This window comes from Natronoarchaeum philippinense, assembly GCF_900215575.1.
GTDB lineage: Archaea > Halobacteriota > Halobacteria > Halobacteriales > Natronoarchaeaceae > Natronoarchaeum > Natronoarchaeum philippinense.
Genome location: NZ_OBEJ01000003.1, coordinates 86,591 through 109,885, shown reverse-complemented (window position 1 = coordinate 109,885; position 23,295 = coordinate 86,591). Strand labels below are relative to the sequence as shown.

20 protein-coding genes and 1 pseudogene are annotated in these 23,295 nt (G+C 64.1%); 8 read left to right on the top strand and 13 right to left on the bottom strand.

Going from position 1 to position 23,295, the window contains the following annotated elements:
• Window positions 1–49 precede the first annotated feature (49 nt).
• Window positions 50–412, bottom strand: a complete 363-nt coding sequence (locus CRO01_RS11415; protein WP_097009286.1) for a NifU family protein — start codon at window positions 410–412, stop codon at window positions 50–52.
• 306 nt (window positions 413–718) lie between these two features.
• On the opposite strand from CRO01_RS11415, the gene CRO01_RS11410 reads away from it, so the two are divergent.
• A complete protein-coding gene (locus CRO01_RS11410) occupies window positions 719–1,777 on the top strand; it encodes an amidohydrolase family protein (RefSeq protein WP_097009285.1) in 1,059 nt (352 codons plus the stop codon).
• Window positions 1,777–2,586 carry an iron-sulfur cluster assembly protein gene (locus CRO01_RS11405; protein ID WP_097009284.1) on the top strand — a complete coding sequence of 270 codons (810 nt, stop codon included), beginning with the start codon at window positions 1,777–1,779 and terminating at the stop codon, window positions 2,584–2,586. The genes CRO01_RS11410 and CRO01_RS11405 overlap by 1 nt, the downstream gene beginning before the upstream one ends.
• Window positions 2,587–2,628: 42 nt before the next feature.
• Here CRO01_RS11405 and CRO01_RS11400 read toward each other — a convergent pair whose 3' ends face one another.
• The 3 genes from CRO01_RS11400 to CRO01_RS11390 all read right to left on the bottom strand — a co-directional run bounded on the left by CRO01_RS11400 (window position 2,629) and on the right by CRO01_RS11390 (window position 4,395).
• On the bottom strand, window positions 2,629–2,832 hold the full coding sequence (locus CRO01_RS11400; RefSeq protein ID WP_097009283.1) for a hypothetical protein: 204 nt from the start codon (window positions 2,830–2,832) through the stop codon (window positions 2,629–2,631).
• A 133-nt stretch (window positions 2,833–2,965) separates the two neighbouring features.
• A complete protein-coding gene (locus CRO01_RS11395) occupies window positions 2,966–4,243 on the bottom strand; it encodes an RNA-guided endonuclease TnpB family protein (RefSeq protein ID WP_097009282.1) in 1,278 nt (425 codons plus the stop codon).
• A complete protein-coding gene (locus CRO01_RS11390) occupies window positions 4,240–4,395 on the bottom strand; it encodes a DUF2080 family transposase-associated protein (protein ID WP_097009281.1) in 156 nt (51 codons plus the stop codon). The genes CRO01_RS11395 and CRO01_RS11390 overlap by 4 nt, the downstream gene beginning before the upstream one ends.
• Before the next feature lie 53 nt (window positions 4,396–4,448).
• Between CRO01_RS11390 and tnpA the strand changes: the two are divergent.
• A pseudogene (gene tnpA, locus CRO01_RS11385) lies at window positions 4,449–4,847 on the top strand (IS200/IS605 family transposase).
• A 258-nt stretch (window positions 4,848–5,105) separates the two neighbouring features.
• Here tnpA and CRO01_RS11380 read toward each other — a convergent pair.
• The 6 genes from CRO01_RS11380 to CRO01_RS11355 form a co-directional block, all read right to left on the bottom strand.
• Complete coding sequence (locus tag CRO01_RS11380) at window positions 5,106–5,426, bottom strand: DUF5783 family protein (protein WP_097009280.1); 321 nt, start codon at window positions 5,424–5,426, stop codon at window positions 5,106–5,108.
• A gap of 285 nt (window positions 5,427–5,711) precedes the next feature.
• Window positions 5,712–6,878 carry an ACR3 family arsenite efflux transporter gene (gene arsB, locus CRO01_RS11375; RefSeq protein ID WP_097009279.1) on the bottom strand — a complete coding sequence of 389 codons (1,167 nt, stop codon included), beginning with the start codon at window positions 6,876–6,878 and terminating at the stop codon, window positions 5,712–5,714.
• A gap of 59 nt (window positions 6,879–6,937) precedes the next feature.
• Window positions 6,938–7,381 (bottom strand): low molecular weight phosphatase family protein, encoded by a 444-nt coding sequence (locus tag CRO01_RS11370; protein WP_097009278.1) that lies wholly within the window; start codon window positions 7,379–7,381, stop codon window positions 6,938–6,940.
• A complete protein-coding gene (locus tag CRO01_RS11365; protein WP_097009277.1) occupies window positions 7,378–7,776 on the bottom strand; it encodes an ArsR/SmtB family transcription factor in 399 nt (132 codons plus the stop codon). The genes CRO01_RS11370 and CRO01_RS11365 overlap by 4 nt, the downstream gene beginning before the upstream one ends.
• Window positions 7,777–8,054: 278 nt before the next feature.
• Complete coding sequence (locus CRO01_RS11360; RefSeq protein ID WP_097009276.1) at window positions 8,055–9,149, bottom strand: glucodextranase DOMON-like domain-containing protein; 1,095 nt, start codon at window positions 9,147–9,149, stop codon at window positions 8,055–8,057.
• A 94-nt stretch (window positions 9,150–9,243) separates the two neighbouring features.
• Entirely contained in the window at window positions 9,244–11,340 is a 2,097-nt protein-coding gene (locus tag CRO01_RS11355; RefSeq protein ID WP_097009275.1) for an alpha-amylase family glycosyl hydrolase, read from the bottom strand.
• A 174-nt stretch (window positions 11,341–11,514) separates the two neighbouring features.
• Between CRO01_RS11355 and CRO01_RS11350 the strand changes: the two genes are divergently transcribed.
• Genes CRO01_RS11350 through CRO01_RS11340 form a run of 3 tightly spaced genes read left to right on the top strand, consistent with a single transcriptional unit; the run spans window position 11,515 to window position 13,598 of the window.
• Complete coding sequence (locus CRO01_RS11350; RefSeq protein ID WP_097009274.1) at window positions 11,515–11,805, top strand: hypothetical protein; 291 nt, start codon at window positions 11,515–11,517, stop codon at window positions 11,803–11,805.
• Window positions 11,806–11,850: 45 nt separating this feature from the next.
• Window positions 11,851–12,759, top strand: a complete 909-nt coding sequence (locus CRO01_RS11345) for an ABC transporter ATP-binding protein (protein ID WP_097009273.1) — start codon at window positions 11,851–11,853, stop codon at window positions 12,757–12,759.
• A complete protein-coding gene (locus CRO01_RS11340) occupies window positions 12,756–13,598 on the top strand; it encodes an ABC transporter permease subunit (protein ID WP_179747468.1) in 843 nt (280 codons plus the stop codon). Before CRO01_RS11345 ends, CRO01_RS11340 begins: the two co-directional genes overlap by 4 nt.
• Before the next feature lie 34 nt (window positions 13,599–13,632).
• On the opposite strand, the gene ligA is transcribed toward CRO01_RS11340, so the two are convergent.
• Window positions 13,633–15,705: an NAD-dependent DNA ligase LigA gene (gene ligA / locus CRO01_RS11335; RefSeq protein ID WP_097009271.1), complete on the bottom strand. Its 2,073-nt coding sequence runs from the start codon at window positions 15,703–15,705 to the stop codon at window positions 13,633–13,635.
• A 396-nt stretch (window positions 15,706–16,101) separates the two neighbouring features.
• Here ligA and CRO01_RS11330 point away from each other — a divergent pair, with 396 nt between their 5' ends.
• Window positions 16,102–16,914: a UbiA family prenyltransferase gene (locus tag CRO01_RS11330; RefSeq protein WP_097009270.1), complete on the top strand. Its 813-nt coding sequence runs from the start codon at window positions 16,102–16,104 to the stop codon at window positions 16,912–16,914.
• 47 nt (window positions 16,915–16,961) lie between these two features.
• Here CRO01_RS11330 and CRO01_RS11325 read toward each other — a convergent pair whose 3' ends face one another.
• Entirely contained in the window at window positions 16,962–18,902 is a 1,941-nt protein-coding gene (locus CRO01_RS11325; RefSeq protein WP_097009269.1) for a prenyltransferase/squalene oxidase repeat-containing protein, read from the bottom strand.
• A 159-nt stretch (window positions 18,903–19,061) separates the two neighbouring features.
• On the opposite strand from CRO01_RS11325, the gene CRO01_RS11320 reads away from it, so the two are divergent.
• Window positions 19,062–20,375: a cytochrome P450 gene (locus CRO01_RS11320; protein WP_097009268.1), complete on the top strand. Its 1,314-nt coding sequence runs from the start codon at window positions 19,062–19,064 to the stop codon at window positions 20,373–20,375.
• 72 nt (window positions 20,376–20,447) lie between these two features.
• Here the strand turns inward: CRO01_RS11320 and CRO01_RS11315 are convergent, their stop codons facing one another.
• A complete protein-coding gene (locus CRO01_RS11315) occupies window positions 20,448–23,072 on the bottom strand; it encodes an efflux RND transporter permease subunit (protein ID WP_097009267.1) in 2,625 nt (874 codons plus the stop codon).
• Window positions 23,073–23,295 lie beyond the last annotated feature (223 nt).

Sequence of the window (23,295 nt, the reverse complement as noted above, 5' to 3'; positions counted from 1 at the left end):
CGCCACTGGCATCGAAGAGAGAGGGGAGAAAACGCCGACGCGGCGCCGATCAGAACGGGGCCTGCGGGCCTTCGTCGGAGTCGGCGTCGTCCTCGGAAGATTCACCGGGGAACGACGGACTCATGCCGCCGCCACCGCCCATTCCACCGGACTCGCCGGTGTTGGCGTGGACCTGCTCGATCTCGGGGATCTCCTTGACCATGCGGCTCTTGATAGCCTGAATCGTCATCGGGGAGATGCCACAGCCGCTGCAAGCGCCGCCCAGCTGGATCGAGACTTCGCCGGTCTCGCGGTCGAGATCCTGAATCGCCGCGTTGCCGCCGTGCATCTGGATCTGGGGGAAGTTCCGGCGCAGGAAGTTCGCGACGCGATCTTCGAGGTCGTCGCCGTCGTCGGACGTGTCCGTGCTCATGCCCGGAGGTTGGTGGCGACCGGTCTTAGGCCTTTGGTCTCCGGTGTTGGTAGTGCGAGCAAGCCATCGAGAGTCACGAGGGCCACGCTTAGAGACAATGCAGAATATACGCGCTCATCCGGCTCTACGTCGCCTCACCTCGTGGTTCGTCGCTACGACTGGTCCTGCGTTCTCCCGGTGGGCAGCATGGGAAACGGCTGAGTCGCATACGCGGCAGCGGGGTTTTCGCTCACACTAGTGAAAGATAAAAATCATAAATTAATAACGCTTAATGATTATGTGTGGATCTTCGGTATGGTAACATGTATGTACGAGATGAACGGGGAGGAGATCTTCGTCATCGATGGGCACGTCCATCTGTGGGACGCCCGGACGGAGAACATCATTCACGAAGGGGGAGAGCAGTTCATCCAGTGCTTCCACGACTATCACACTGGATTCACACCGGAGGAGGAGCAATGGGAGATGGAGGAGTACCGCCATTACGGCGCCGACCGGATGACCCGAGATCTCTTCGGGAACGCCGCGGCCGATATGGCGATCTTCCAGCCGACGTATCTCTCCGAGTTCTACGACGAGGGGTTCAACACGACCGAGCAGAACGCGGAGCTGGCCGAGAAATATCCCGAGCGGTTCGTGCTCAACGGGAGTTTCGATCCACGTGACGGTGACGAGGGACTGGAGTACCTCGAACACCTCAGCGAGGAGTACGATATTCCGGGCGTGAAGCTATACACCGCAGAGTGGCGCGGCGACTCCAAGGGATGGCGTCTCGACAGCGACGAGGCCTTCGAGTTCTTAGAAAAGTGCGCGGAGCTCGGGATCGAGAACATCAACGCGCACAAAGGGCCGACCATCCGGCCGCTGAACCGCGACGCATTCGACGTCAAAGACGTCGACGATGCGGCGTCGTCGTTCCCCGAGCTCAACTTCATCGTCAATCACGTCGGATTGCCGCGTCTCGATGACTTTTGCTGGATCGCCGCACAGGAGCCCAACGTCTACGGCGGACTCGCGGTCGCCTCAGCGATGTCGACGAATCGCCCGCGGAAGTTCGGTGAGATCATGGGCGAACTGCTGTACTGGCTCGGGGAAGATCGCATCCTGTTCGGCTCCGACTACGCGCTGTGGAATCCCGACTGGCTCGTCGAGACAGTGATGAACGCCGAACTCACCGACGAGCAGAAAGACGAGTACGGCGTCGAACTCGACGCCGACGTGATGAAGAAGGTCATGGGCGAGAACGCCGCACGGCTCTACGACATCGATATCGAAGAGAAGAAACGACAGTTCCGTGACGATGCGATGACCGAACGATTCGATCTGGCCGACCACTACGCTGGCAGCGCGGGGGCAGCCGATTGATGTCCGGTGGACGAACCGACGACACCAGCGATTTGGCGGCCGGTTCGACCGCCAACGGCGTCAGCGATCCGGCTGACGGTTCGGCGCGAGTCTCGGCGGTGAGACGCCGACTCGACCGCGTCGAGGACCCGGAGTTGGCACGGTCGATCGTCGAACTCGATTACATCGACTCGATCGGGATCGACGACGATCGGGTCCACGTCCGGTTCACACTACCGACCGCGTGGTGCTCGCCGGCGTTCGCGTGGATGATGGCAGCGGACGCCCGCGACGAGGTCGAGGCCCTCGAATGGGTCGGGGAGAGCCACATCGAACTATGCGACCACATGCACGGCGAAGAGATCACCACGGGCGTGAACGACCGCGACACGTTCGACGAGACGTTTCCGGATGCTGACGGCGGCGTCGAAGCGGTCCGAACAGCGATCGCCGACAAAGCCCGGATGGCACGCCAGCGTGATGCGATCAAGACGTTGTTGGAGGCGGGACTCACCGTCGAGCAGATCGTTGCACTCGAGCGGTGTGATGTGGCATTGACAGGCGAAGAGGCCCACGTCGATCTCGGCGGGTTATCGGTCGTCACCGATCGGGAGCCGATTGCGGCCTACTTGCGACGTGCCCGCGATAGCGGCCACGTGACGGCTGTCGACGACACGCTGTTCCTGACGCCGGAGGGCGACCCGATCGCTGCCGACCGGCTCGACGTGGTCCAGAAGCGCTCACGGCTCGCCGACGTGAACATGGACGGGCAGGGAGCAGTGTGCGACGCGCTCAACCGTGCTCGTCACGGTGCGGACGGGCCGGAATAAGCGCGGCGGCGGCATCCTTTCTACGGCGACCGAGGAACGAATCTACTGGAGAGGCCCAAGACCGCGTAGTCCGCCACCGATAGCGCCTGTCGTTCCGTCTTCGGGCGGTTCGCCGTGGCCTTCTTTCTCTAATCCGTGGCGACCACGATCCGCCCACTCGTCGCAGCACCAGCCACAGTCGGGGCACGTGCCGTCGTCCCAGTCGAAGGGCTCGCCACAGCCGAGACAGGCGGTATCCGTGTTCATACGTCGGATTATGCACGAAATGCTAAAAAGTATGCATGGCACGGCATCCGTCGAAGCCCCGTGGACGGCGACAGTTCGGGCGACGAACAAGCTGTGAACCGCCTCGGGGTCAAGCCCCGAGACTTCCCGTGGTTTAGTCGGACACTCCCATCCGACCATCGGCCTGATAGCCTCGGGCGGTCGGGTGGGTCACGGTCGGGGCGTCCACGGCCCCCGATGCCCGCCGTCGCACCTTCTGAACTTGAGGAAGGCTGTTGAGAGCGGGCACATTCCACTTCTGATGCTTCTTGATGCTTTTCACGGCGATGTTGACGCTTGCACCACGGTCGCTGTGGCCTTGATGGGAACAGTCCTTGCACTTGAACCGCTTCTTGTTCCGATTCGCCCGTTCCGTATGCCCACATATCGGACACCGCTGACTCGTGTACTCAGGATTAATCCATCCTGTCGGAATGCCCTCGAACGATGCTTTGTACGACGTACAGAACTGAAGGGCGCGGAACGGGAGGTGATGCAAGCGTCGGTTCATCCGAGTGCCGTAGTCGATACTGTCGCGCATCTCTTTGAGGTCTTCAAAGACGATGCACGGCTTCTCGAACTGCTGGCTCCACTCCACGATGTGCCGAGATACCTTGTGGAGTCTGTCACGGACAAACCGTTCTTTGTGCCCTTCGAGCGTGTCGTGGGTACTGTCTTTCCCCGCGTTCTGGACGCGCTTCCGCATCGTGAAGTAGCGGTGGCGCTCGAACTTGATTTCAGGGAAGCCAATAACTAATGTGTCCTCGACACCATCCTCAGAGAGTGCAGTGAGAGCCACGTTGTCCTCGTTCACGTCCACGCCGACGACCGTTCGTGAGTCCAGCTTGCCTCGAACGGTCTGCTCGGTGTTGGTGACGTTGACGTGCAACTCGGCGTTGTCGTTGTGGAACAAGGCTTCTGCCGTCCCAATCTTCCACCCGTCGCTTTCGAGTGCGCTCTTGAGAATATCGAGGTGAACGTCACTCCCTTCGAGGACGCCCTTGACGTGGTTGTACGGTTTCGCGCTGATTCGGAACGCCACGTCGCCATCGTCGGTGAGCGACAGATTGTACCCCTCCTTGTAGTTCGCTCGGAGCGGGTACGCGCCGTCTTTGGTGTGGCTCGGCAGTCCGAAGTCGTCGTACTCGTAGTAGTTCTCCATCGCGCCGAGAGCCTTCGCAACGATGCGCTGAGTCGTGTTCTTCACGAGGTGGGCGTCGTCGGCCACGCGGTCAGGAATCGCGTTCCAGTCCACGCCTTCTTTGGCGAGACGGATGGTTTCGTTGTACACTCGGCGGGCTTCGAGCGTGGCGTCGTACAACAGGCTCTCGTTGTCACTCTGGATATTGAGTTGGAAGTCCAGCGTCTTGACGAGAGCCTGTGCGTCGGTCATTCTTCGTCTTGTTCGGTGGGTTCTGTGGTTCGGACGACTTTCACGTCGGCTCCACGCCAGCGTTTGGGGACGGTGACGTGGGCACTGTTCCCGAACGGTTTGACTTCACCGTCGAGAACTTCCTCGCCGTCGATTTCAAAGCGATTCGCCATATCTGAGTATATCCTTTGGATATACTTAACTGTGCTGGTGGAGTGGGTACGATATGGGCGAGAAGCGGTCGAACCACACGGTGTACAACGTCAACTACCACTTCGTGTGGTGTCCCAAGTACCGACACGGCATCCTCGAACCAATCGAGAACTCGTTGGAAGCGAGTTTCCGCGACGTGTGCGACAAGTACGGCTACGAGATACTGTCGTTGCACATCTCCCCCGACCACGTACATCTGTTCCTTTCTGCCCACCCGAAACACGCGCCAAGCGAGATTGCACGGACTGTCAAGAGCATTACGGCGCGAGAGATGTGGGGCCAGCACGAATCGTACTGAGAAGAATATCTGTGGGGTGGTGGATTCTGGGAGCAATCGTACTACATCGGAACGGCAGGACAGGTATCAAGCGAAACGATTGAACGGTATATCGAACGAACAGAACACGTCTAAGTGTCGGCTTCACCCTTCGGGGTCAAGCCCCGAGGCACTCGCCTTGTTTATCTGTAGACCGCGACTCGGCCACTGCCCCGGTCGCAGGAGTCACCACTCGCTGGGCACTCGGCGATTCGGTGCGGACATCGATCTACAGCCGGATTGCTGCGAAAGCTCGCCCTCGGCGAACGCATTCGGAGAAACGTCGGTGATTCTAGCTGCATCTCGGCTGTCGCTTGCTGGAACAGTGCTAGGCTACCGACGGTCGGCGGGACGTCAGTCCTCGAACTCGAAGACGCGCTGGAGTTCGGCCTCGATCTCGTCGACGTACCGATCCATCGTCGCCTCGAACTTCTCGCGGTCGACCAGAACCGCGGTCAGCCGGTCGTAGGGGTCCTCGGGGAGTTCGATCCGAAACTGGCCGTCCCCTTCGTAGAACGGCTCGCTCTCGTTGAGCACCTGCTGGTCGATGCCGTGAATCAACTGGGAGTCGTACTCGTCGTTCATCGTCTCGAACGCGTTCTTGTAGGCGCGCTGGAGTTCGGGGAAGTAGTTCGCGTACTTGTCCTCGAACTGCTCGGCGTCGAACTCGGTCATGGTCGGCCGAACGGGAGAGACACACAAAAGTCAGCCGAATAGCGATCGTGACAACGGCGTCCAGTCAGGAACTGCATCTGTCGGGACAAACGGGTGCAGACAAGTAATAAATCACATAGCGCGATATAAAACTGTGCCAAGTAGGGTTGGGACTACAACGAGTGCAGCGGGGCTGTGATGTGTAGTTCGGACAAATAAGACTCTGACCTGCGTTTTCGACGCAGACGAACTCAAGGCGAAGGTGGTCGAGAATTCGAGAGATGATGACTTCGGGAAGTCCTATCGTCAGTCGTCTTCAGCGGGCGTGTTGGCGGGCGCGGTGCCGAGCTTCCCGGTTGTAGCACCAGTCCAGTCGAACTCGCGCTGGAAGTACAGGGCGACATTGACCAGCGCAAGAAGCACCGGTACTTCGATAAGCGGGCCGACGACGGTTGTGAACGCGACGCCGGAACCGACGCCGAACACCGCAACAGCGACCGCGATTGCGAGTTCGAAGTTGTTCGAGGCGGCGGTGAAGCCGATGGCCGTCGTCGTCGAGTAGTCCGCGCCGATACCTTTGCCCATCCCGAAGCTCACGAGGAACATCACGACGAAGTAGATCGTCAGCGGAACGGCGATCAGGAGCACGTCACCGGGCGAGGCGACGATATTCTCGCCTTGCGTGGCGAACATCACGACGACCGTAAACAGTAACGCGACGAGCGTGAGTGGGTCGATCTTTGGGACCAACTTCTCGTCATACCATTCCTCGCTCTTGGCTCGCGTGCCGACGTACCGGGTCAGGAACCCGCCGGCAAAGGGGATCCCAAGGAAGATAACGATCGCTTGGAACACCTGCATCGGCGTCACGTCGAATGTCTCGATGCCGGCGACGAGCGTCTCCATACCGAGCAGCGGCGGGAGGAATAGCCCGAAGAACCAGACGTACACCCCGTAGGTGATGATCTGAAAGAGACTGTTGAACGCGACCAAGCCGGTGACGTACTCGGTCGATCCTTCCGCGAGTTCGTTCCAGACGAGGACCATCGCGACACACCGGGCCATCCCGATGAACACGAGACCAAGGAAAAACTCAGGGCGGGCAGGCAGTCCGGGCACGAGCCCGCTGAAGAAGATCACAGCGAGCCCGAACATGAGCGTCGGGCCGATCAACCAGTTCTGAATGAGGCTCACTCCGAGGACACGCCAGTTGCTGAACACCGCGCGAAGCTGTGAGTAATCAGCTTTCGCCAGCGGAGGATACATCATTGCGACGAGGCCGATTTCGACGAGATGGAAGTCCTGAATCGGTTGGGTTACCGACGGAGCAACGAACCCGAGTCCCACACCGACAGCCATCGCACCGAGGATCCAGACAGTGAGATACTTGTCGAGGAAGTCCATCGACCGCGGGTCACCACAACTCTCGCAGCCACAGTCGGGGCCGTGGTCGTGGGCGTCGACGTTACTCATCGGCGACCCTCGGTTTTCGAGCAGCAAGGAGAACAGACTCCGTCGAGGAGTCGCTCGTTTTAATCACTCGTGGTCACCGCTTGTTCGATGTCGTCGAAAAGCGCACTCACACGATCTCGGATCTCATCGCCGATTTCTCGAACCCGGGCGGGTTCTTTCCCGTCGGGATCGTCCAGCGCCCAATCTCGGATATCGACCTCGGAGTCGTCCGCATCGAGTTCGAGTGTCGAACAGCCCATCGTAGCGACGTAGTCACACGACTCGAGTTCGTCGGTGGAAATCCGTCGCGGCGTCCGATCAGAGAGATCGAACCCCTCCTCACGCATCACCTCGACGACGGCTTCGTGCACGTGCTCAGCAGGATGGGTGCCGCCGGTGAGAATTTCGATGGCGTCATCGAGACCGCGACGCCCCCGCTCGCGTTCGGCGAATGCGGTCGACATCTGTGATCGCCCGGCGTTCTGGACGCATATGAACGCGACACGAACCGGTGTTTCAGTCATCGATCACCCTCTCGCGTCTCGTCGAGAGCAGTCAGAAGCGCTTCGGCCCGGCCGGTCGTCTCGTAGTATCGCCAAGTACCGTCTTTTCGTCGCGTGACGAGCCCGGCGTCGTAGAGGTCCGAAAGGGCGTGACTGATCGCACTGTCACTGACATCGACGATCGGGTTGATCTCGCAGACGCACAGCTCCCGATCTGCGGCCTTCAGCAATCGGACGATATTGTATCGTGTATCGTTCCCCAATGTCTTGAGTGCGGTGAGGTCGGCGTCGGGGTCGGTGTGTGCCTCCGATTGATACGAGCGTAACGAATCGAGCCGTTGCTCTAAGTCGGCTTCGCAGCAGTCGCCGCTTTCCTCGGAGATGAGCCGTTCGAGTCGGTCCGTTTGCGATCCCATAGATGATTGATTGAGCAATCGTTCATATAACTGTACCGAGATCGAGAGGGCGGTGCAGTGTAGCGCTAAACAACCCTAAGGAACTTGCCGTAACACGCGGTGGGGCAATCAGTCTCAGCGACCGGGGACCGGGATTCTGTATAGCAATATGCGATACACAACGATGGAGGACAGTACAGTCTGACCTAGTCCGAAAACCGGCGACGGCGCGTGCTACGGTCGAAAAAAGGCGGCAGAGCCATTGCGAAAATGGCTCCCGAGAAGAGTAGAAAGTTCAGCTAGGCGTCGTCTTCGTCCTCACCGCGACGCCGCGCCGCGAGCGCACCGCCGGCCGCACCGACGAGACCGACGCCGAGACCGAAGCCGGGGAGGCCGCTATCGGAACTCCCGTCGTCGGAGCTCCCGTCGTTGTCCGAGCTGCTTTCGGAGCCGCTGTCGTCGGAGCTGCCGTCATCCGAACCGCCGTCGTCGGAACTGCCGTCGTCACTGGATCCTCCGTCATCCGAGCCACTGCCATCATCGGAGCTACCGTCGTCAGAACCGCCGTCGTCCGAACTGCCGCCGTCGGAGCTGCCGTCATCCGAGCCGCCATCGGAGCTACCCCCGTCGGAACTCCCGCCGATCGAGAGGTACGGGACGGACGCTTTGGCGTCGCTGGAGTACGACAGCGCGTCGCTCTGGCTGGTGCCTTCGGGCGTGACGAGGTCGATAATTACGGGCGCGTTGTCGTTTTTGGCGCCGCCGAACGACCACTCGCCAGCGCTCTCCTTGAGCGCGCGGATACCGCCGGTGCCGTAGCCGTCCCAGCCGGCGACGATCGGGACGAGGCTAGCACTCTCGAGATAGCCGATCACGGACTGGGGAATCGACACCCGGATCGTACTGGCGTCGGTCGTCGAGATGGACACGTCCTCGCTGACGACGTTGCCGCTTGCATCCTCGACGACGGCAGGAACCTCGCTCGGGAACGGCGTCACCATCAAGCGGTGGTGGTAGTTGGACTCGAGCGTCGCGTTGATGCCCTTCCGCATCTCGGTCGAACCGCCGCTGCCGTCTGGGTTCTTGAAGTACACTTGGAGCACTTGGTGAGAGAACCCGTTCGCGCCGTCCCAGTTGTTCGTGAGTTCGCTGTGGAACGAGAAGTCGAACGTGTATCGGTCGCCGTCGGTGCCGATGGTGAACGACGCCAAGTCGAGTTCGCCTTCGGGAATCTCGCTGCTCGTCGGGTACGTGTAGTTCCCGGGTCCGGCGTCGTCGCCCTGGGGATCTTCCCAAGACGCGATCGCACTCGACTGTGCGGCCGTCGTGGAGACGCCCGTAACCGCCAGTCCGCCCGCTGCAACCAGCCCGCTCAGGTACTGTCTTCGGTCCATGATACCACACTCCCAAGATGAGCATAAAAATATTATGAATTATTTCGACACAGATGCAGCAGCAACGCCGGTGAGCACGGAAGACAGGTGCGGGTCAGGACTCGGTGCTGTCGTCGCCGGTGACGGCAGCGAGGCCGTCCTCGGCGTCGAACTCGCGGGCGTCGTCGGAGTCGCCGGCGTCAAGTTCGGGACCGGTTGCGGGCGGCTCGTCGGCTTCGAGAACGGCCACCGTTTCGACCTCGAACTCGATCAGTCCGTCGTCGCGTTCGGTCGGCGAGAGCTCGGCGTCGGTCAGCAGATCGGTCGTCTCGACGTACGAGCCGAGGCGCACGGTGCGAGAGCCCTCCGCGAAGTTGAGGACGACGACGACGCGCTGATCGTCGGCGACCCGCGAGAACGCGAGCACGCGATCGGACTCGGAGTAAAACGGGACGCGCTCGATGCCGGCGTCACTGCCAAGCGCCGGAATCGACTTGCGTGCGTCGACGAGCGAGCGGTAGAAGTCGTACAGCTCCTCGTCGAACTCGCCCCAGTTCATCGGATCGCGGTAGCCCTCCAGACCGGTTTCCTGCCCGTAGTACAGCATCGGGTTGCCGGGGAGCGTGAACGTCGCGGCGCCGGCGGCCATCTGGGCTGCCCGGCCGTGCTCGGCGAGGAAGCGATCGAGGTCGTGGTTCTCGGCGTACTGGAGGAAGGGTCGATACGAGGGGACGCCGACGTTCGCGCGGCGTTCGACGGCGTCGAGCACGGCGTCGGCGTCGCCATCGGCAGCCATGCCGAGCGCCTCGTGGAGGCGGTCGTCGTGATGGATGTGGAACTCGCCTTCCGAGAAGTCCGCGAAGTACGGCACCGACTCGTCGAGCATCAGGAAGTCCTCGTCGACCGACTGGACGCGATCGTACACTTCCTTCCAGAACGAGTGCTGGACGCCCCACGCCACGTCGCAGCGGAACCCGTCGACCTTGTCGACCCAGAAGTCGACGATCGACAGGACGAACTCCCGGACCTCGGGATTCTCGTAGTTGAGGTTCGGGATGTTGCTCCAGCCGAAGTACGTGTCCGGAACGAGTTCGTCCTCGTCTTCCCAGCGGTACCAGTCGCGGTAGCGCTCGTGGTCCTCGTGGTCGGGGTCAGAAGCGGCTTGGAAGAACTCGTGGCGGATCGACGTGTGGTTGACCACGAGATCGAACACGACCTTGATGTCGCGTTCGTGGCAGGCGTCGACGAAGGCCTCGAAGTCGGCCATCGTCCCGAGTTCGGGATCGACCGAGAAGTAATCGAGCGCGTCGTACCCGTGGGGGCCGCCCATGTCGTCGTCGGTGCCGAAACTGCTGTAGGCGTCGACGAAGGGCGTCAGCCAGAGCGCGTCGACGCCCAGTTCGTCGAGGTGATCGAGATGCTCGGCCATCTGGTCGAACGTCGGATCGTCCTGATCGGGGAACCGGCGGGTGAAGATCTCGTAGAAGACGGCGTCGTCGAGCCACGACGGCGGGTCGTAGGGACGTTCGACTGACACCGAGTCGCCGTCGGGAACCAGCCGGATCGAGTCGGCGACGCTGTACCGGCGGCCGGCGGCGACGGCGTGGATCCGAACCGGCTCGTCGATCTCGGCGGCCGAGAGGACGCTGCCGGCGTCGGTCAGCGCGTCCCGGTCGCGGTCGTCGACGTACAGCTCCACGTCGATGTCGGGATCGAGCTGGGAGTTGGCCGGCGGCGTCGTTGCGGTGGCAGTGAGCACGACCTGCTCGCCGACCACGTCGGCGTCAAGTTCGACGCGAGGTCGCGGGTCGTCCTCATTTTCGGGGGGAAACACCCGGACGGTCAGTTCGTGGCGCCCGTCGTCGGCGTCCAGCGCGAGCGTGTACTCGCCGGGAACGTCGGGATCGAAGCCGACGATCGGGTCGTCACCGACGGTCGCCTCGCTGTCGGCGGGCGCGTCGACGACGGACCACGAGTAGGTCGCGTCGGCGACAGGGTTCCGCGGCGCCAGCGCGTCGCGGTCTTCCTGATCGTTGCCGTTGGGATCCTCGATCGTCTCGTTGACGGCCACGAACTGCGGCGGTCCGGGATGTGAGGACGGCGTTGCGTCGTCGACGGTCGCCTCGTCGGCGTCGGGACGCCGCCGACCACCGTCGGCGATCGGCACGTCGACGAGCGAGTCGAGCGTGGCGACGTGCGTACTACGTCTCATGTCCTCACACCACCTATCTGAGTATAAAACATTCACGAAGTATTATTTCTTCTAATTTTAGACAGATTCCAATGGGATCGGCGTCGCTACCGGACGACGGCGGCGAGACAGGAACGGAGACAGCGTCGAGACGCGTCCGGGGAACATAGGTGGGTCGGGCCCGAACCCGGACCCATGACCGACGAGCAGACCGACGACGACGCCGAATCGACGGTTCGATGCTGGCTGGTCGAGCGCTCGTTCGACCAGCGAAACCTCGTCACGCTGGTGTACGCGACGCCCGACGGCGAGCGCTACCAGCAGCGCGAGCTATCGGCCCACGCACTCTCCCAGATCGACGTGACCGCCGCCAAAGCGGTGCCAGAGGGCGACCTCGAATCCGTGGAGGACGACGACCAACGCGAGCGCTACGCCGCCGAGGTCGCCACGATGGCCGAGGAGCACGAACCGGACGAAGAGCTGTGATCGGCCGACGAAGGACATAAGCGTCGATGCCCTGAACCCGAAGCCATGGCAGCGATCGAACTGGACGGCGTGACCAAGCGCTACGGCGCCGTCACGGCGCTGTCGGGGCTCGATCTCGCCGTCGAGGAGGGCGAGATCTTCGGCTTTCTCGGGCCCAACGGCGCCGGAAAGTCGACGACGATCAACGTGTTACTCGACTTCGCGCGCCCGACCGAGGGCGTCGCGCGAGTGTTCGGGCGCGACTGTCAGGCCGAGCCGGTGGCCGTCCGCGAGCGCGTCGGCGTCCTGCCCGACGGCCTCAGCGTGTGGGACCGGCTCACCGGCCGTCAGCACGTCGCGTTCGCCTGCGAGTCCCGCGAGAGCGACGCCGACCCGGGCGCGATCTTAGAGCGGGTCGGCCTCGCTGATGCCGCCGACCGGCCGGCCGGCGACTACTCGAAAGGGATGGCCCAGCGCCTCGCGCTCGGGATGGCGCTGGTCGGCGAGCCCGACCTACTGATCCTCGACGAACCGACGACCGGGCTCGATCCCAACGGCGCGCGTCGACTGCGCGAGGTGCTCCGGGAGGAGCGCGATCGGGGCGCGACGATCTTCTTTTCGAGCCACGACCTCGGGCAGGTCGAAGCGATCTGCGACCGGGTCGCCATCCTGCACGGCGGCGAGCTCGTCGCCGAGGACACGGTCGAAGGGCTGGGCGACGCCGCCGGCCGGGGCGCTCGACTCCGAGTCACGGTCGATCGAGCCGACGACGACGCGGTGACAGCCGTCGAATCGGTCGACGGCGTCGCCGCGGTCGACCGCGACGGCGACGCGCTCGTGGTGCGCTGTGACGCCGATGCGAAACAGGCCGTGATACGGACGCTCGAAGACCACGGCGTCGCAGTGGCAGACTTTCGGACCGAAGAAGCATCGCTCGAAGCGCTGTTCCGACAGTACACGGAGGGCGAGGCGTGAGCTGGCGCGTCGTCGCACGCAAGGAGGTCAAAGACGCCGCGCGATCACGCGTTCTGCAGGGGCTCTCGGGCGCGATGGCGCTGATCGCGCTCGCGCTGATGGGTGTCTACATCGCGGCGCCGCGGCTGCTCGGCGCGCCGGCCGGCAGTGCGTCGTTCCAGACCTTCGTCGCCGTGCTCGGCCCGGCGTCGGCGTTCGTGCCGATCATCGCCGCGATGCTCGGCTACAAATCGATCGCCGGCGAGCGCGCGAGCGGGAGCCTCGCGCTGTTGCTCTCCCAGCCCCACAGCCGGGACGACGTGGTCGTCGGCAAGTTCGTCGGCCGGACGGTCGTGCTCGCAGTACCGGTCGTGCTGGCCTTCGCCGCCGGGTTCGGCGTCGTCGTGGTCGCGTTCGACGCCTACTCCATCGTCGGCTATCTGGGCTTTCTGGGCGCGCTGTTGCTCGTCGGGATCGCCTACGTCAGCGTCGCCGTCGCCGTGTCGGCCGCGACCGCGTCGCCGACGTGGGCGGCCGTCGGCGTGCTGGCGTACTATCTGGTGTTCAAACTGCTGTGGGGGGCGCTCGTGCTGGCGTCGAACGCGATCGCAAATCGGCTGACGACCGGCGAGTGGGTGCTTCAGGTCGGCGGGTTTCCGGAGTGGGTCAACATTCTGTTCATGCTCAGCCCGCACAACGCCTACCAGCTCGTGCTCCGTGACCTCGTGCTGACCGAGTATCCGCCGGTCTGGTACGCCGAGCCGTACATGACCGCGTGGACCGGCGCGATCGTGCTGGCGCTGTGGACCGTCGCGCCGCTGACGATCGGGCTCTGGCGGTTCGACGCCGTCGATCTGTAGGGGCGCCGAGCAGCTGGACAGTCCGGTGACGCCGTTACTCGATGTCGATACCACGCTCTTCGAGCAACTCCTCGAACTCGGCTTCGTCGATGACCGGGACACCCTCGTCGTCGGCGTCCGATCGCTTCGACTGCCCCGGATTCTCCCCGGCGACGAGGTAGTCGGTGTTGCCCGAGACGCTGCTGGTCGCCGAACCGCCGTGGTCCTCGACGAGTGCTTGGGCCTCGCTGCGGGTGTGCTCGGAGAGGCTGCCGGTGAACACGACCGTGAGTCCGGCGAGTTCGTCTCCGCCCTCCACGTCGGCGTCCTGCGGGTCGACGCCGTGGTCGCGCAGGTCCGCGACGACCGCTCGGTTCGCCGCCGAGTCGAAAAAGTCGCGGATCTGTCCGGCGACGACCGACCCGACATCGGGCACGGCTTCCAGCGCCTCGGCGTCGGCGTCGATCACGGCGTCGAGCGTGCCGAACTCGCGGGCCAGTTCGCGGGCCGTCGCGGCGCCGACGTGGGGGATGCCAAGCGCGGCCAGAAAGTCCGCGAGCGGGGGCTCTTTGGTCGCGTCGAGTTCCGCCAGCAGGTTCTCGGCGCTGCGCTCGCCCCAGCCCTCCAGCGCGACCAGTTCGTCGGCGTCGATCTCGTAGAGATCCGCGACGCTGTCGGTGAGCAGGCCTTCGTCGATGAACTGGCGGACCGTGCGCTCGCCGAGCCCCTCGATGTCGAGGCCGTCGTCGCCGCCGTAGTGGACGACCGACTCGCGCAACTGAGCAGTACAAGCTAGCCCGCCCGTACAGTAGGCCATCGGGCCGTCGCGCTCGATCGGACTCGAACAGACCGGGCAGGTCTCGGGAAACTCGAAGTGGGACTCGCCGTGTACCTCGTCCTCGACGACCTCGGCGACCTGCGGGATCACGTCGCCAGCGCGCTCGACGCGGACTTTGTCGCCGACATCGACGCCGAGATCGGCGATCTCCTCGGGGTTGTGCAGGCTGGCCCGCGAGACGGTGACGCCTCCCACGTCGACGGGGTCGAGCAGAGCGACCGGGGTCAACCGGCCGGTACGGCCGACCTGCACAGCGATTTCCCGAACGGTCGTCACCTCGGTGCGGGCGGGGAACTTGTAGGCGAAGGCCCACCGGTAGTGGCGGGCGGTGGCGCCCAGTCGCTCGCGCTTGTCGGCGTCGTCGACCTTGATCACGATGCCGTCGATCTCGTAGTTCAACTCGTCACGACGCTCTAGCATCTCCTCGCGGTACGCGAGGGCGTCCTCGATCCCATCGACGCGCTCGGTGTGCTCGTTTACTTTGAGGCCGTACTCCGGCAGCGCCTGATCCTCTTCCCAGCGGGTCGCCCAGCCGTCGCTCGAATCGAGCACCTCGAAGAAGAAACAGTCAAGCGGTCGGTCGGCGACGACGGCGGGGTCGTGCTGGCGGATCGTCCCCGCGGTCGCGTTTCGGGGGTTTGCGAAGGGGTCCTCGCCCCGCTCGACGCGCTCGCGGTTGTACGCTTGAAACGCGTCGCGGGGCATGAACACCTCTCCGCGGACCGCGAGGAACTCGGGGGGATCGCCGGACAAGACCTGCGGGATCGACCGGATCGTCCGGACGTTCCGGGTGACGTCGTCGCCCTCCTGCCCGTCCCCGCGCGTTGCGGCCCGGATCAGCCGGCCGTCCTCGTAGACGACCTCGATCGAGACGCCGTCGAACTTCGGCTCGCAGACGTATTCGACGGGACCGACCTCGCCGCGGACGCGCTCGTCGAACTCGTAGACCTCTTCGGCGTCACCGCTCTGGTCGATCGAGAGCATCGGCGCGACGTGCTCGACGGTATCGAACTCCTCGACCGGCTCGCCGCCGACCCGCCGGGTCGGACTGTCCTCGTCGTCGAGGTCGAACGCCGCTTCGAGCGCTTCGAGCCGGGACAGCAACGCGTCGTAGGTCCGATCGGCGATCACCGGGTCGGACTCGACGTAGTAGCGCCGGTCGTGGTGCCGAATGGCTTCGCGGAGCTGTTCGGCCTGCTCGCGGGCCGCAGTTGCCGAGAGCTCCTCGACCGACTCGAAGTCGGTCGGCGGCTCTCGCAGAAACGGGTTCTCGTCGAGGTCGGACGCCATTTGGCGGCCGTACTCGCGCGGCGTCAAAAAATCCGGTCATCCGTCGGTAACGGCTCGGTTGCCGCCGCGTTCGGATTACTGGTGTGAGCCGGGCGAGTGTAGAGGTAAATTAGATAGCGCTATATCGAATCGGGCGCAGCGGCGTCAGCGGCGTCCCAATCGGCCAGCGCCTCGGGGCGATCGTTCGGCGTTATCTGTCCGATTAGATACCACAAAATTGTTTATTTAGTTCTAATCCGTTAAATATAAATTTAATTTGTGTGCAGAATATATTGAAATCATGTTCGGGAGAGGAGAAAAAAGCACGACAGGAGCCGGTTATAAGCGACTGCTTCGGCACGGCCTTGGAAAGGCCGGAAGGTACCACAGCGACAGAAACCGAGCGGGGATCAGCGGATGCTGAACCGGAACGGGCAGCTTCTGCACGACTGCTACAACCTGTTCGTCAGTTGCAGCCTGTACCTAGTCGTCAACTCGGCGCTCATTCTGGCTATTTCGGCCATCGCACTGGGGGAGCCCCCGACAGCGGCGGGCGTGGGGTTCGTGACGATGGGGGCGCTGACCGCGTTCGTGTACATCGTCGACCGGCTGCTCATTACGGACGAGGACCGGATCAACAACCCCGACAGGACCGCGCTGGTCGAAGCGTACGAGCGAGAGTTGCTGGGCGCCGCGGCGGCGGCGTTGCTCCTGTTCGAGCTCTCGCTGTTCGTCGCGGCGCCGCCGGTCGACGCTGCCAGGTTGGCGACCGTCTTACTCGGCCACGTCCCGCTGGCCGTACTGGCTCTCTACGACGAGATCAAGACGGTCTCGGTGCCGCTGGACTCGTGTGCGGTCGCGTTCGCGTGGGCGTACCAGATCGTGTTTATCTTCGGTCGGATCGCGTCGTACCCGCTCGGACGCCGAGAGGGCGCAGTGCTGTTTTGCTGCTGGTTCCTGATCGTCTTCGCGGGACTGGAGATGCGAAACGCGAAAGACATCGAAGGCGACCGGGAGGCGGGCAAGCAGACGCTCGCCTGTCTCGTCGGGAAGCGGTCGACGAAGCGCCTCGGCATCACGCTGAAAGCGCTCGGCGCTCTCGTGCTCGCCGCCGTCTCGGGGAGCCTACTGGTCGTGGCGCTGCTGCTGGCTCATCTGGCGTCGCTGCAGTTCTACGGGACGCTGGAGACGGATTTTCGGTCGAGAAGCGGCGACGTGAGCGCCGGATAGTCCACCGCCGAGGGCAGACGAACGTCCCGGCGAGGGCGGTGACGAGGTCAGTCGTCGGTCGATGCCGCGCGAGCCGATGCGTACGAGCCAAGCGCCGCGAGCGCGGCCGCCTGCGTGGTCGCGTCGGTGCTGTAGCCGGGGCCACCGAAGTTGTACATCACGCGGTCCGGCGTCCACGCGCCGGTCGAGTCTTGCATCCGAAGCAGATAGTCGATCCCGTCCTGAATCGCGGGATTGTCCGGCGAAATGCCGGCGTACAGCAACGCCTGCAGCGCCCAGCCGGTCTGGGTCGGCGTCGAGTCGGCAGACTGGTACGGAACGTTCCCCGGCGTCGATCTGGCGGGGTCGTATCTGGTGGCTTCTCCCCAGCCGCCGTCGTCGTTTTGCTGCTCGATCAGCGACTGGGCTGCCGCTTGGACGTACTCCCGGCTCGGATCGACGCCGACGCGTCGCAGGCCACCGAGCACGCGGGCCGTCCCGTAGGTGAACCCCTGCGCCCAGACGCCGAGCCACAGGTCGTTGTCCGCGGTGGCGTCCGTGAGATAATCGACGGCATCACGCACCGCCTCGCTGTCGCGAACCGTGTGCCCGCGTTTACCGAGCGCGGCGAGCGCACCGCCGGTCACGTCGGGCGAGGGAACGTACCCGAAAAAGACTCGGTAGAGCCCATCTCCGACCCGCGAGCGGATCGTCTCGGCAGCGGCGTCGTCGAACGGCTCGTAGTCGGTCGTGTACGCCGACCAGCTTCCATCCCGGTTCTGTACGTCGAGCAGGAACGCCGTCTGTTCGTCCAGCGCCGGACCGGCGAACGCCGACAGCGCACTGATGGCGAGGCCGGTGTCGTCCCAGTCCGAAAAGGCGTGTGGCATGTAGCCCCATCCGTCGCCGTGGTGACGCCGGAACGGCGCGGGCGAGCGATCCAGTTCGGCGTCGACCGGATTCACGTCCACCTGCGGCGTGCGCGCCCGGTAGAGCCACCGGGCTGCGTCCCGAAGGAGGGGATCCGACGGCGACAGCCCCGATTCGAGCAGCGCCTCGATCACGAGGCCGGTGTCCCAGACGGGCAGACGCCAGATCTCGACGCGTCCGGCCTCAGTCACGCGGTTGTCGGCGAGCCAATCGACGGGAAGCCGGACCTCGTCGTCCGAGAGATCGAATCCGCGTTCGGCGAGGGCCAGAGCGCCGAAGATCGTCGTCGGCGACGTGTTCCAAGCGCCGTTGGGCAGTCGGCGGCTCCGAAGCACGTTCTCGAACGCGTCTGCGAGCACCTGCTCGTCTTCCCCGAGCGGGTCGTCCCGCGCCGCGGCGCCGAGCAGGAAGTACGCCGAGAGCGGGCCGATGTGGATGGGCCGGCTCATGTTCTCCCGAGCCGAAATCGCCGTCCCGTCGAACGCCGGGGTCAGCGACAGCAGGCGACCGATTTCGACCGGCCGGTCGGCCGGGAACAGCTCGTCGTAGGCGTAGCGATCGGACAACAGCGCGTAGCAGAGGCGGACGCGGAACCGCTCTGACACCCGCACGCCGGCGTCGTCTCGGTCGTCGGACGGAAGCAGCGAGTGGCCCAGCCGGTCGATTTCGTCTTGGATGTCCTCGATCACAGCGGCGTGGTCGGCGTCGTCGATCAGTTCGAAGAGCAAGAGCGCGCTGAAGTTGGTTACGGCGTCGCCCCAACCGCCGTCCGCGGAGCGGCGGTCGAGCAGATGGCCGATACACCGGTCCCTGATCGCCTCGCGCGCGCCGACTCGTTCCAGCAAGAGGGCGTAGTAGGCCGTGTATCGCAGGTCGCCGTACTCGCCGTAGCCGACCGTCGTATCCCAGTGGGCAAAATCGCCGTCGGTCGCGGCGTCGCGGAGATACGACCGGGAGCGTTCGATGGCCTGCCGAACGGCGTCGTCGACCGCCGACTGTTGTCCGGCCGCGGGTGTCGTTACGAACGGTGCGGCGGTCAAGCTACCGAGAAACGATCTCCGGCCATGATTCCAGTCCATGATGCGTGCAAATATCTCTGCAACAAATAGACCTATCGAAACTGCCCGGAGTCACAGTCGTGCCAGAGACGCTGGAAGTGCTGAAGGGACCGCATCTGAGCATCCAGTTATTTATTCTCCATCATAAGATTAAATAGAATAATAGCAAAATAAAACCTCATGTCGGATGCAAAATCAGTCCATACGCCGGCACGAACACCGGTGTTCGGCCACGGGATCGAGTACGCGCGCGACCCGATCAGCGCGATCGAAAAGTGGGGACAGCAGGACGACATCGTCAGGTTGGAGTACCCCGGCCAATCGTTCTATCTCGTCACCGGACCGGCCCAGATACAGGAGATACTGGTGAAAAAACACGGGCAGTTCACGATCGGCCCCGCCCAGCGCGCGAGTTTTCAGGGGATCACCGACCACGCGGTGAACATGTCGACCGGCGACGACTGGCAGCGACGCCGGAGAGCGATCAACCCGGCGTTCACCGGCGACACCGTCGAAGCGTATCGAGAGCGGATGATCGCGGAAGTAACCGCGTCCATCGACGCTTGGGACGACGGCGAGCAGTTCGACCTACACAAAGAGATGCGCGTCTCGACGATGCGGATGCTCGCCGACACGCTCCTCGGAATCGACGTGCGCGGCGACGAGGACGTGATCATCGCCGCCTCGGATTCGCTCATCGATCGCGCGAACTTCCGCCGCCTTGGTCGATATCTCCCCGACTGGATCCCGACGCCGACGGACCGGCGCTTCGAGAAAAAGGTGCGGGCGCTGAACGACTACGTCGGCGAGTGCATCGAGAAGCGACGCCAAGGCGAGTCCGGCGAGGACGTGTGTTCGCTCCTGCTGGAGGCCAGCGACAAGGGCGTGCTCTCGGAGCAAGAAGTCAGGCACAATCTGGTCGGGTTGTTACTCGCGGGCACCTCGTCGCCGGGCGGGTCGCTCACCCATGCTTGGCGCCTGCTGGACGAGCATCCGTCGGTTCGCCGGTCGCTCGAAGCCGAGTACGAGGCGGTCGCCGGCGATGACGGGCTCGATCCCGAAGACATCGACGAACTGGTCCAAACGCGAAACGTGATCACAGAGACGCTCAGGCTATACCCGCCGACGGTCGGCGTCAATCGAGAGGCCACGGAGCCGGTCACCATCGGCGGGTACGAGTTCCCCGAGGGAACGCAGTTCATCATGCCACAGTGGGTGCCCCAGCGCGACGAGCGGTTCTGGGACGACCCCGAGGCGTTCGATCCCGGTCGGTGGGAGCGCGACGCCGACAGGCCGCAGTTCGCGTACTTCCCCTTCAGCGGCGGGCCGCGGTTCTGCCCCGGAAAGAAAGTCGCTCGACAGGAGATGATCATCGCGCTGGCCGAGATGGTCGGCAACGTCACCCTCGACGTCGAGGTCGACGGCGAGATCGAGTTCACGCCGTCGATGACGCTCCGCCCGAAGACGAAACACCGCGCGACCGTTCGACGGTAGATCGAACGAGTCGCCTATTTTTGTCGTCCGAACGCTGACAGCACAGCGACGCCGCGACGGCGTCGCCGCAGATCAGTCGTTCCCGACGGGCATCGACGACGCCGTCGCGTCGTGGGTGCCGGCAACGTACCGATCCCAGAGCATCAGCAGGCTCGGCTGCACGTACAGAGCGCCGAGGAACGAGTAGACGACGCCGAGTGCGAGGACGAACCCAAAGTGACGGAGCGCGGGCAGCAGCGCGAACGATAGGACGCCGAACCCGATCGCCGTCGTGACGGCGCTGCTCAACAGCGCGCTGCCACTGCCAGTGACCGTCCGGACGAGTGCCTCGGCCGGCGAGGCGTCAGCCCGCTCCTGCCAGTAGCGCTCGCTGACGTGGATGGCGTAGTCGACGCCGATCCCCACTGTCACGCTGCCGACCATCGCCGTGATGAGGCTGATGGGGATGCCGAGCGTGGCCATCGTGCCGAACAACCACGTGACGCTGAGGATCACCGGGACGAGCGTGATCGCGCCGAGTGAGAACGATCCCGCCGTCAGCCGGAAGACGGCCATCAGGATCAGCAGAATGGCGACGATCGTCAGCGACAGGCTCTCGATCAGCGTCGTCGAGAGCCGGTCGTTGAGCTGTTGCTCGATGACGAAGCTCCCGGTGGCGACGGCCTCCAAGTCGTCGTTGTCGTCGACCTCGGCAGCGGCATCCGACACCGCAGCGACGGCTTCGGACCGGTCGACGCTGCCGTCCGTGCTGATCCGAACTTGCATGGCCGCGTAGCTGCCGTCGTCGGCGCGGTCGAGCGTCCGGGCCGCGCGATCCGGCGCGGCGGCGTGGAACTCGTCGTAGAGCGATTCGAGATCCCGGTCGGGGACGCCGTTCCCGGAGCTATCGGCGGCTTGGAACGTGGCGTTGAACGACTGGTTCTCCCGGGCGACCGAACGCATCTCCGACAGCGGGGAGAGGATCGCCGGCCCGCCGCGCGGGGCTTCGTACACCGTTCCCGACTCCACCGCGGCGTGGTGGGCGTCGGCGACGCGTTCGAGCGTCTCCGGGGTAGTCACGTCTCCGGTCACGAAGACGTACCCCTGCCGGTCGGGCGACTGGAACGTCGAGTAGATGTACTGGCGGTCCTCTTTGAGCGAGTAGTCGCTCGGCTCGATGGCGTCCGGGAGATTCTCGGTGAACTCCGGCGGATCGTCGCCCATGAATAGGTCCTGCTGGGCGGACATCTGGAGGCCGGTCGCGCCGTAGGCGGCGGCGCCGGTGAACAGTCCAGTCACGACCAGCAAGACGAGCGGCGCGCGGGTGGCGATCGTCGCGCCGGTGTCGAGCAGGCGTCGTAGCCGGCCACCGGTACCCGGGAGCGAGGGCGTCCGGTCCCAGCCCCGGCGCGCGAGTAGCGGTGTGATCTCGACTTTGAGCGCGGGGATCAGCCCGCCGAAGACGACCAGCGTCGCGGTGATGCCGATTGCAGTGACGAGGCCGAACGTCCGGAGATCGGCCATCGGACTGGTGTAGTTCGACAGGAAGCCGATGACCGTCGTCGCGGTGATCAGTGCGAGGGCGGGGCCGAGGTCTGCGAGCGCTTCGCGCATCGCCGAGCGCACGCCGGCGTCCGAGCGGTGGCGCACCTCGCGGTAGCGCATCGTGACGTGGAGCGCGAAGTCGACCGAGAGGCCGATCAGGATGATCGGCGCGGCGATCATCAGCGGGTTGAACATGATGCCGAGCCAGCCCATCGCTCCCATCGTCCAGATCAGCGCCACGGCGATGCCGACGACGCCGAGCAGCACGTCGACCGGGTCGCGGTAGGCCAGCGACAGCGCGACGAGGACGAACAGCACGGCCAACGGACCGAGGATGCCGAAGCTATCCTGAATGACGGTATCCTGTTCGTAGTTCACCAGTCCGGCGCCGTAGAAGTAGTAGCGCTCGTCGTCCGCTCGATCGGTCGCCAGCGATCGAGCGACGCCCAGCGCCTCGGAGATGTCTCCTGAGAGTCCCGCGGCCGAGCTGACCTGCCCGTCGGTCGCCTGCGTCAGCACCATCATGCGGGCGTCAGCCGTGGTCGCGCCGGCCCGGTAGCTCTCGGGGAGCAACTGGTACGCCCGGCGAGTCGCTTCCGAGGAGCTCTCGGGGTCGAGGATGCGCCCGACGACAGCGGAGACCTCCGACGCGTTCATCGACTCCAGTTGCTCGATCTGGTCGTCGATCGTGGGGTCAGGCCAGTCGTCGGAGCCGTTCGCGGCGGTCAGCCCCTCGGACTCGTTCCAGCCCTGAAGATCCGTCTGCGTGACGGTACCCCGACGCTCGGCCTGAATCGCGGCTCGGGCGACGATATTTTCGATGCCGACCACGGGCGAGTCCTCGACGAGAGTCGCGTTGACCGTCCGATTGTCGTGTAACGTTTGCTGGTATCGCAGCGTCCGCAACAGCGAGTCACGCGAGAGGACGTTGTCGTCCTCGTTGCGGACTGCGATCACGGTCGTCGTCGACGGTACGTCCCGTTCGTCGAATCGTTCCCTGATCTCGGCGTTGGCCTCGGCGGCCTCGCTATCGCCCGAGAGCCCCGAGACCGCCCCGGCCTGCTCGATTCCGACCAGTCCCGGGGCCAGCGCGGCAGTGACGAGCAACAGCGCGAGGACGAGTACGCGACTGTGCTCCGTAACGGCCGCTGTAACGCGGTCGATCCGCGACATCAGGCCGCCACCGTCCCGTCCGGGTCAGGGCGACGGACAGCCACGAAGGAGTTTCGAGCGGGCGGTTCAGTGCGACGATCGGTCCGCCGGCAGGCGGAGGCGCGGCAGGGAGGACCGGCCACAGTCACAACGATCATCGGAGGAAACTATCTCCAAGACAAGAGTTAAAACTGTTGTATCTTCTCCAAATATAATTAGTTGAAGTGAGTAAATAATATGCGTG

Coding starts and splice junctions, on each gene's coding strand:
- CRO01_RS11330 (WP_097009270.1), top strand. CDS start 16,102: ATGCTGAACCGGAACGGGCAGCTTCTGCACGACTGCTACAACCTGTTC.
- CRO01_RS11410 (WP_097009285.1), top strand. CDS start 719: ATGTACGAGATGAACGGGGAGGAGATCTTCGTCATCGATGGGCACGTC.
- CRO01_RS11370 (WP_097009278.1), bottom strand. CDS start 7,381: ATGACTGAAACACCGGTTCGTGTCGCGTTCATATGCGTCCAGAACGCC.
- CRO01_RS11325 (WP_097009269.1), bottom strand. CDS start 18,902: ATGGACTGGAATCATGGCCGGAGATCGTTTCTCGGTAGCTTGACCGCC.
- CRO01_RS11320 (WP_097009268.1), top strand. CDS start 19,062: ATGTCGGATGCAAAATCAGTCCATACGCCGGCACGAACACCGGTGTTC.
- ligA (WP_097009271.1), bottom strand. CDS start 15,705: ATGGCGTCCGACCTCGACGAGAACCCGTTTCTGCGAGAGCCGCCGACC.
- CRO01_RS11350 (WP_097009274.1), top strand. CDS start 11,515: ATGACCGACGAGCAGACCGACGACGACGCCGAATCGACGGTTCGATGC.
- CRO01_RS11360 (WP_097009276.1), bottom strand. CDS start 9,149: ATGGACCGAAGACAGTACCTGAGCGGGCTGGTTGCAGCGGGCGGACTG.
- CRO01_RS11315 (WP_097009267.1), bottom strand. CDS start 23,072: ATGTCGCGGATCGACCGCGTTACAGCGGCCGTTACGGAGCACAGTCGC.
- arsB (WP_097009279.1), bottom strand. CDS start 6,878: ATGAGTAACGTCGACGCCCACGACCACGGCCCCGACTGTGGCTGCGAG.
- CRO01_RS11415 (WP_097009286.1), bottom strand. CDS start 412: ATGAGCACGGACACGTCCGACGACGGCGACGACCTCGAAGATCGCGTC.
- CRO01_RS11380 (WP_097009280.1), bottom strand. CDS start 5,426: ATGACCGAGTTCGACGCCGAGCAGTTCGAGGACAAGTACGCGAACTAC.
- CRO01_RS11390 (WP_097009281.1), bottom strand. CDS start 4,395: ATGGCGAATCGCTTTGAAATCGACGGCGAGGAAGTTCTCGACGGTGAA.
- CRO01_RS11405 (WP_097009284.1), top strand. CDS start 1,777: ATGTCCGGTGGACGAACCGACGACACCAGCGATTTGGCGGCCGGTTCG.
- CRO01_RS11400 (WP_097009283.1), bottom strand. CDS start 2,832: ATGAACACGGATACCGCCTGTCTCGGCTGTGGCGAGCCCTTCGACTGG.
- CRO01_RS11395 (WP_097009282.1), bottom strand. CDS start 4,243: ATGACCGACGCACAGGCTCTCGTCAAGACGCTGGACTTCCAACTCAAT.
- CRO01_RS11365 (WP_097009277.1), bottom strand. CDS start 7,776: ATGGGATCGCAAACGGACCGACTCGAACGGCTCATCTCCGAGGAAAGC.
- CRO01_RS11345 (WP_097009273.1), top strand. CDS start 11,851: ATGGCAGCGATCGAACTGGACGGCGTGACCAAGCGCTACGGCGCCGTC.
- CRO01_RS11355 (WP_097009275.1), bottom strand. CDS start 11,340: ATGAGACGTAGTACGCACGTCGCCACGCTCGACTCGCTCGTCGACGTG.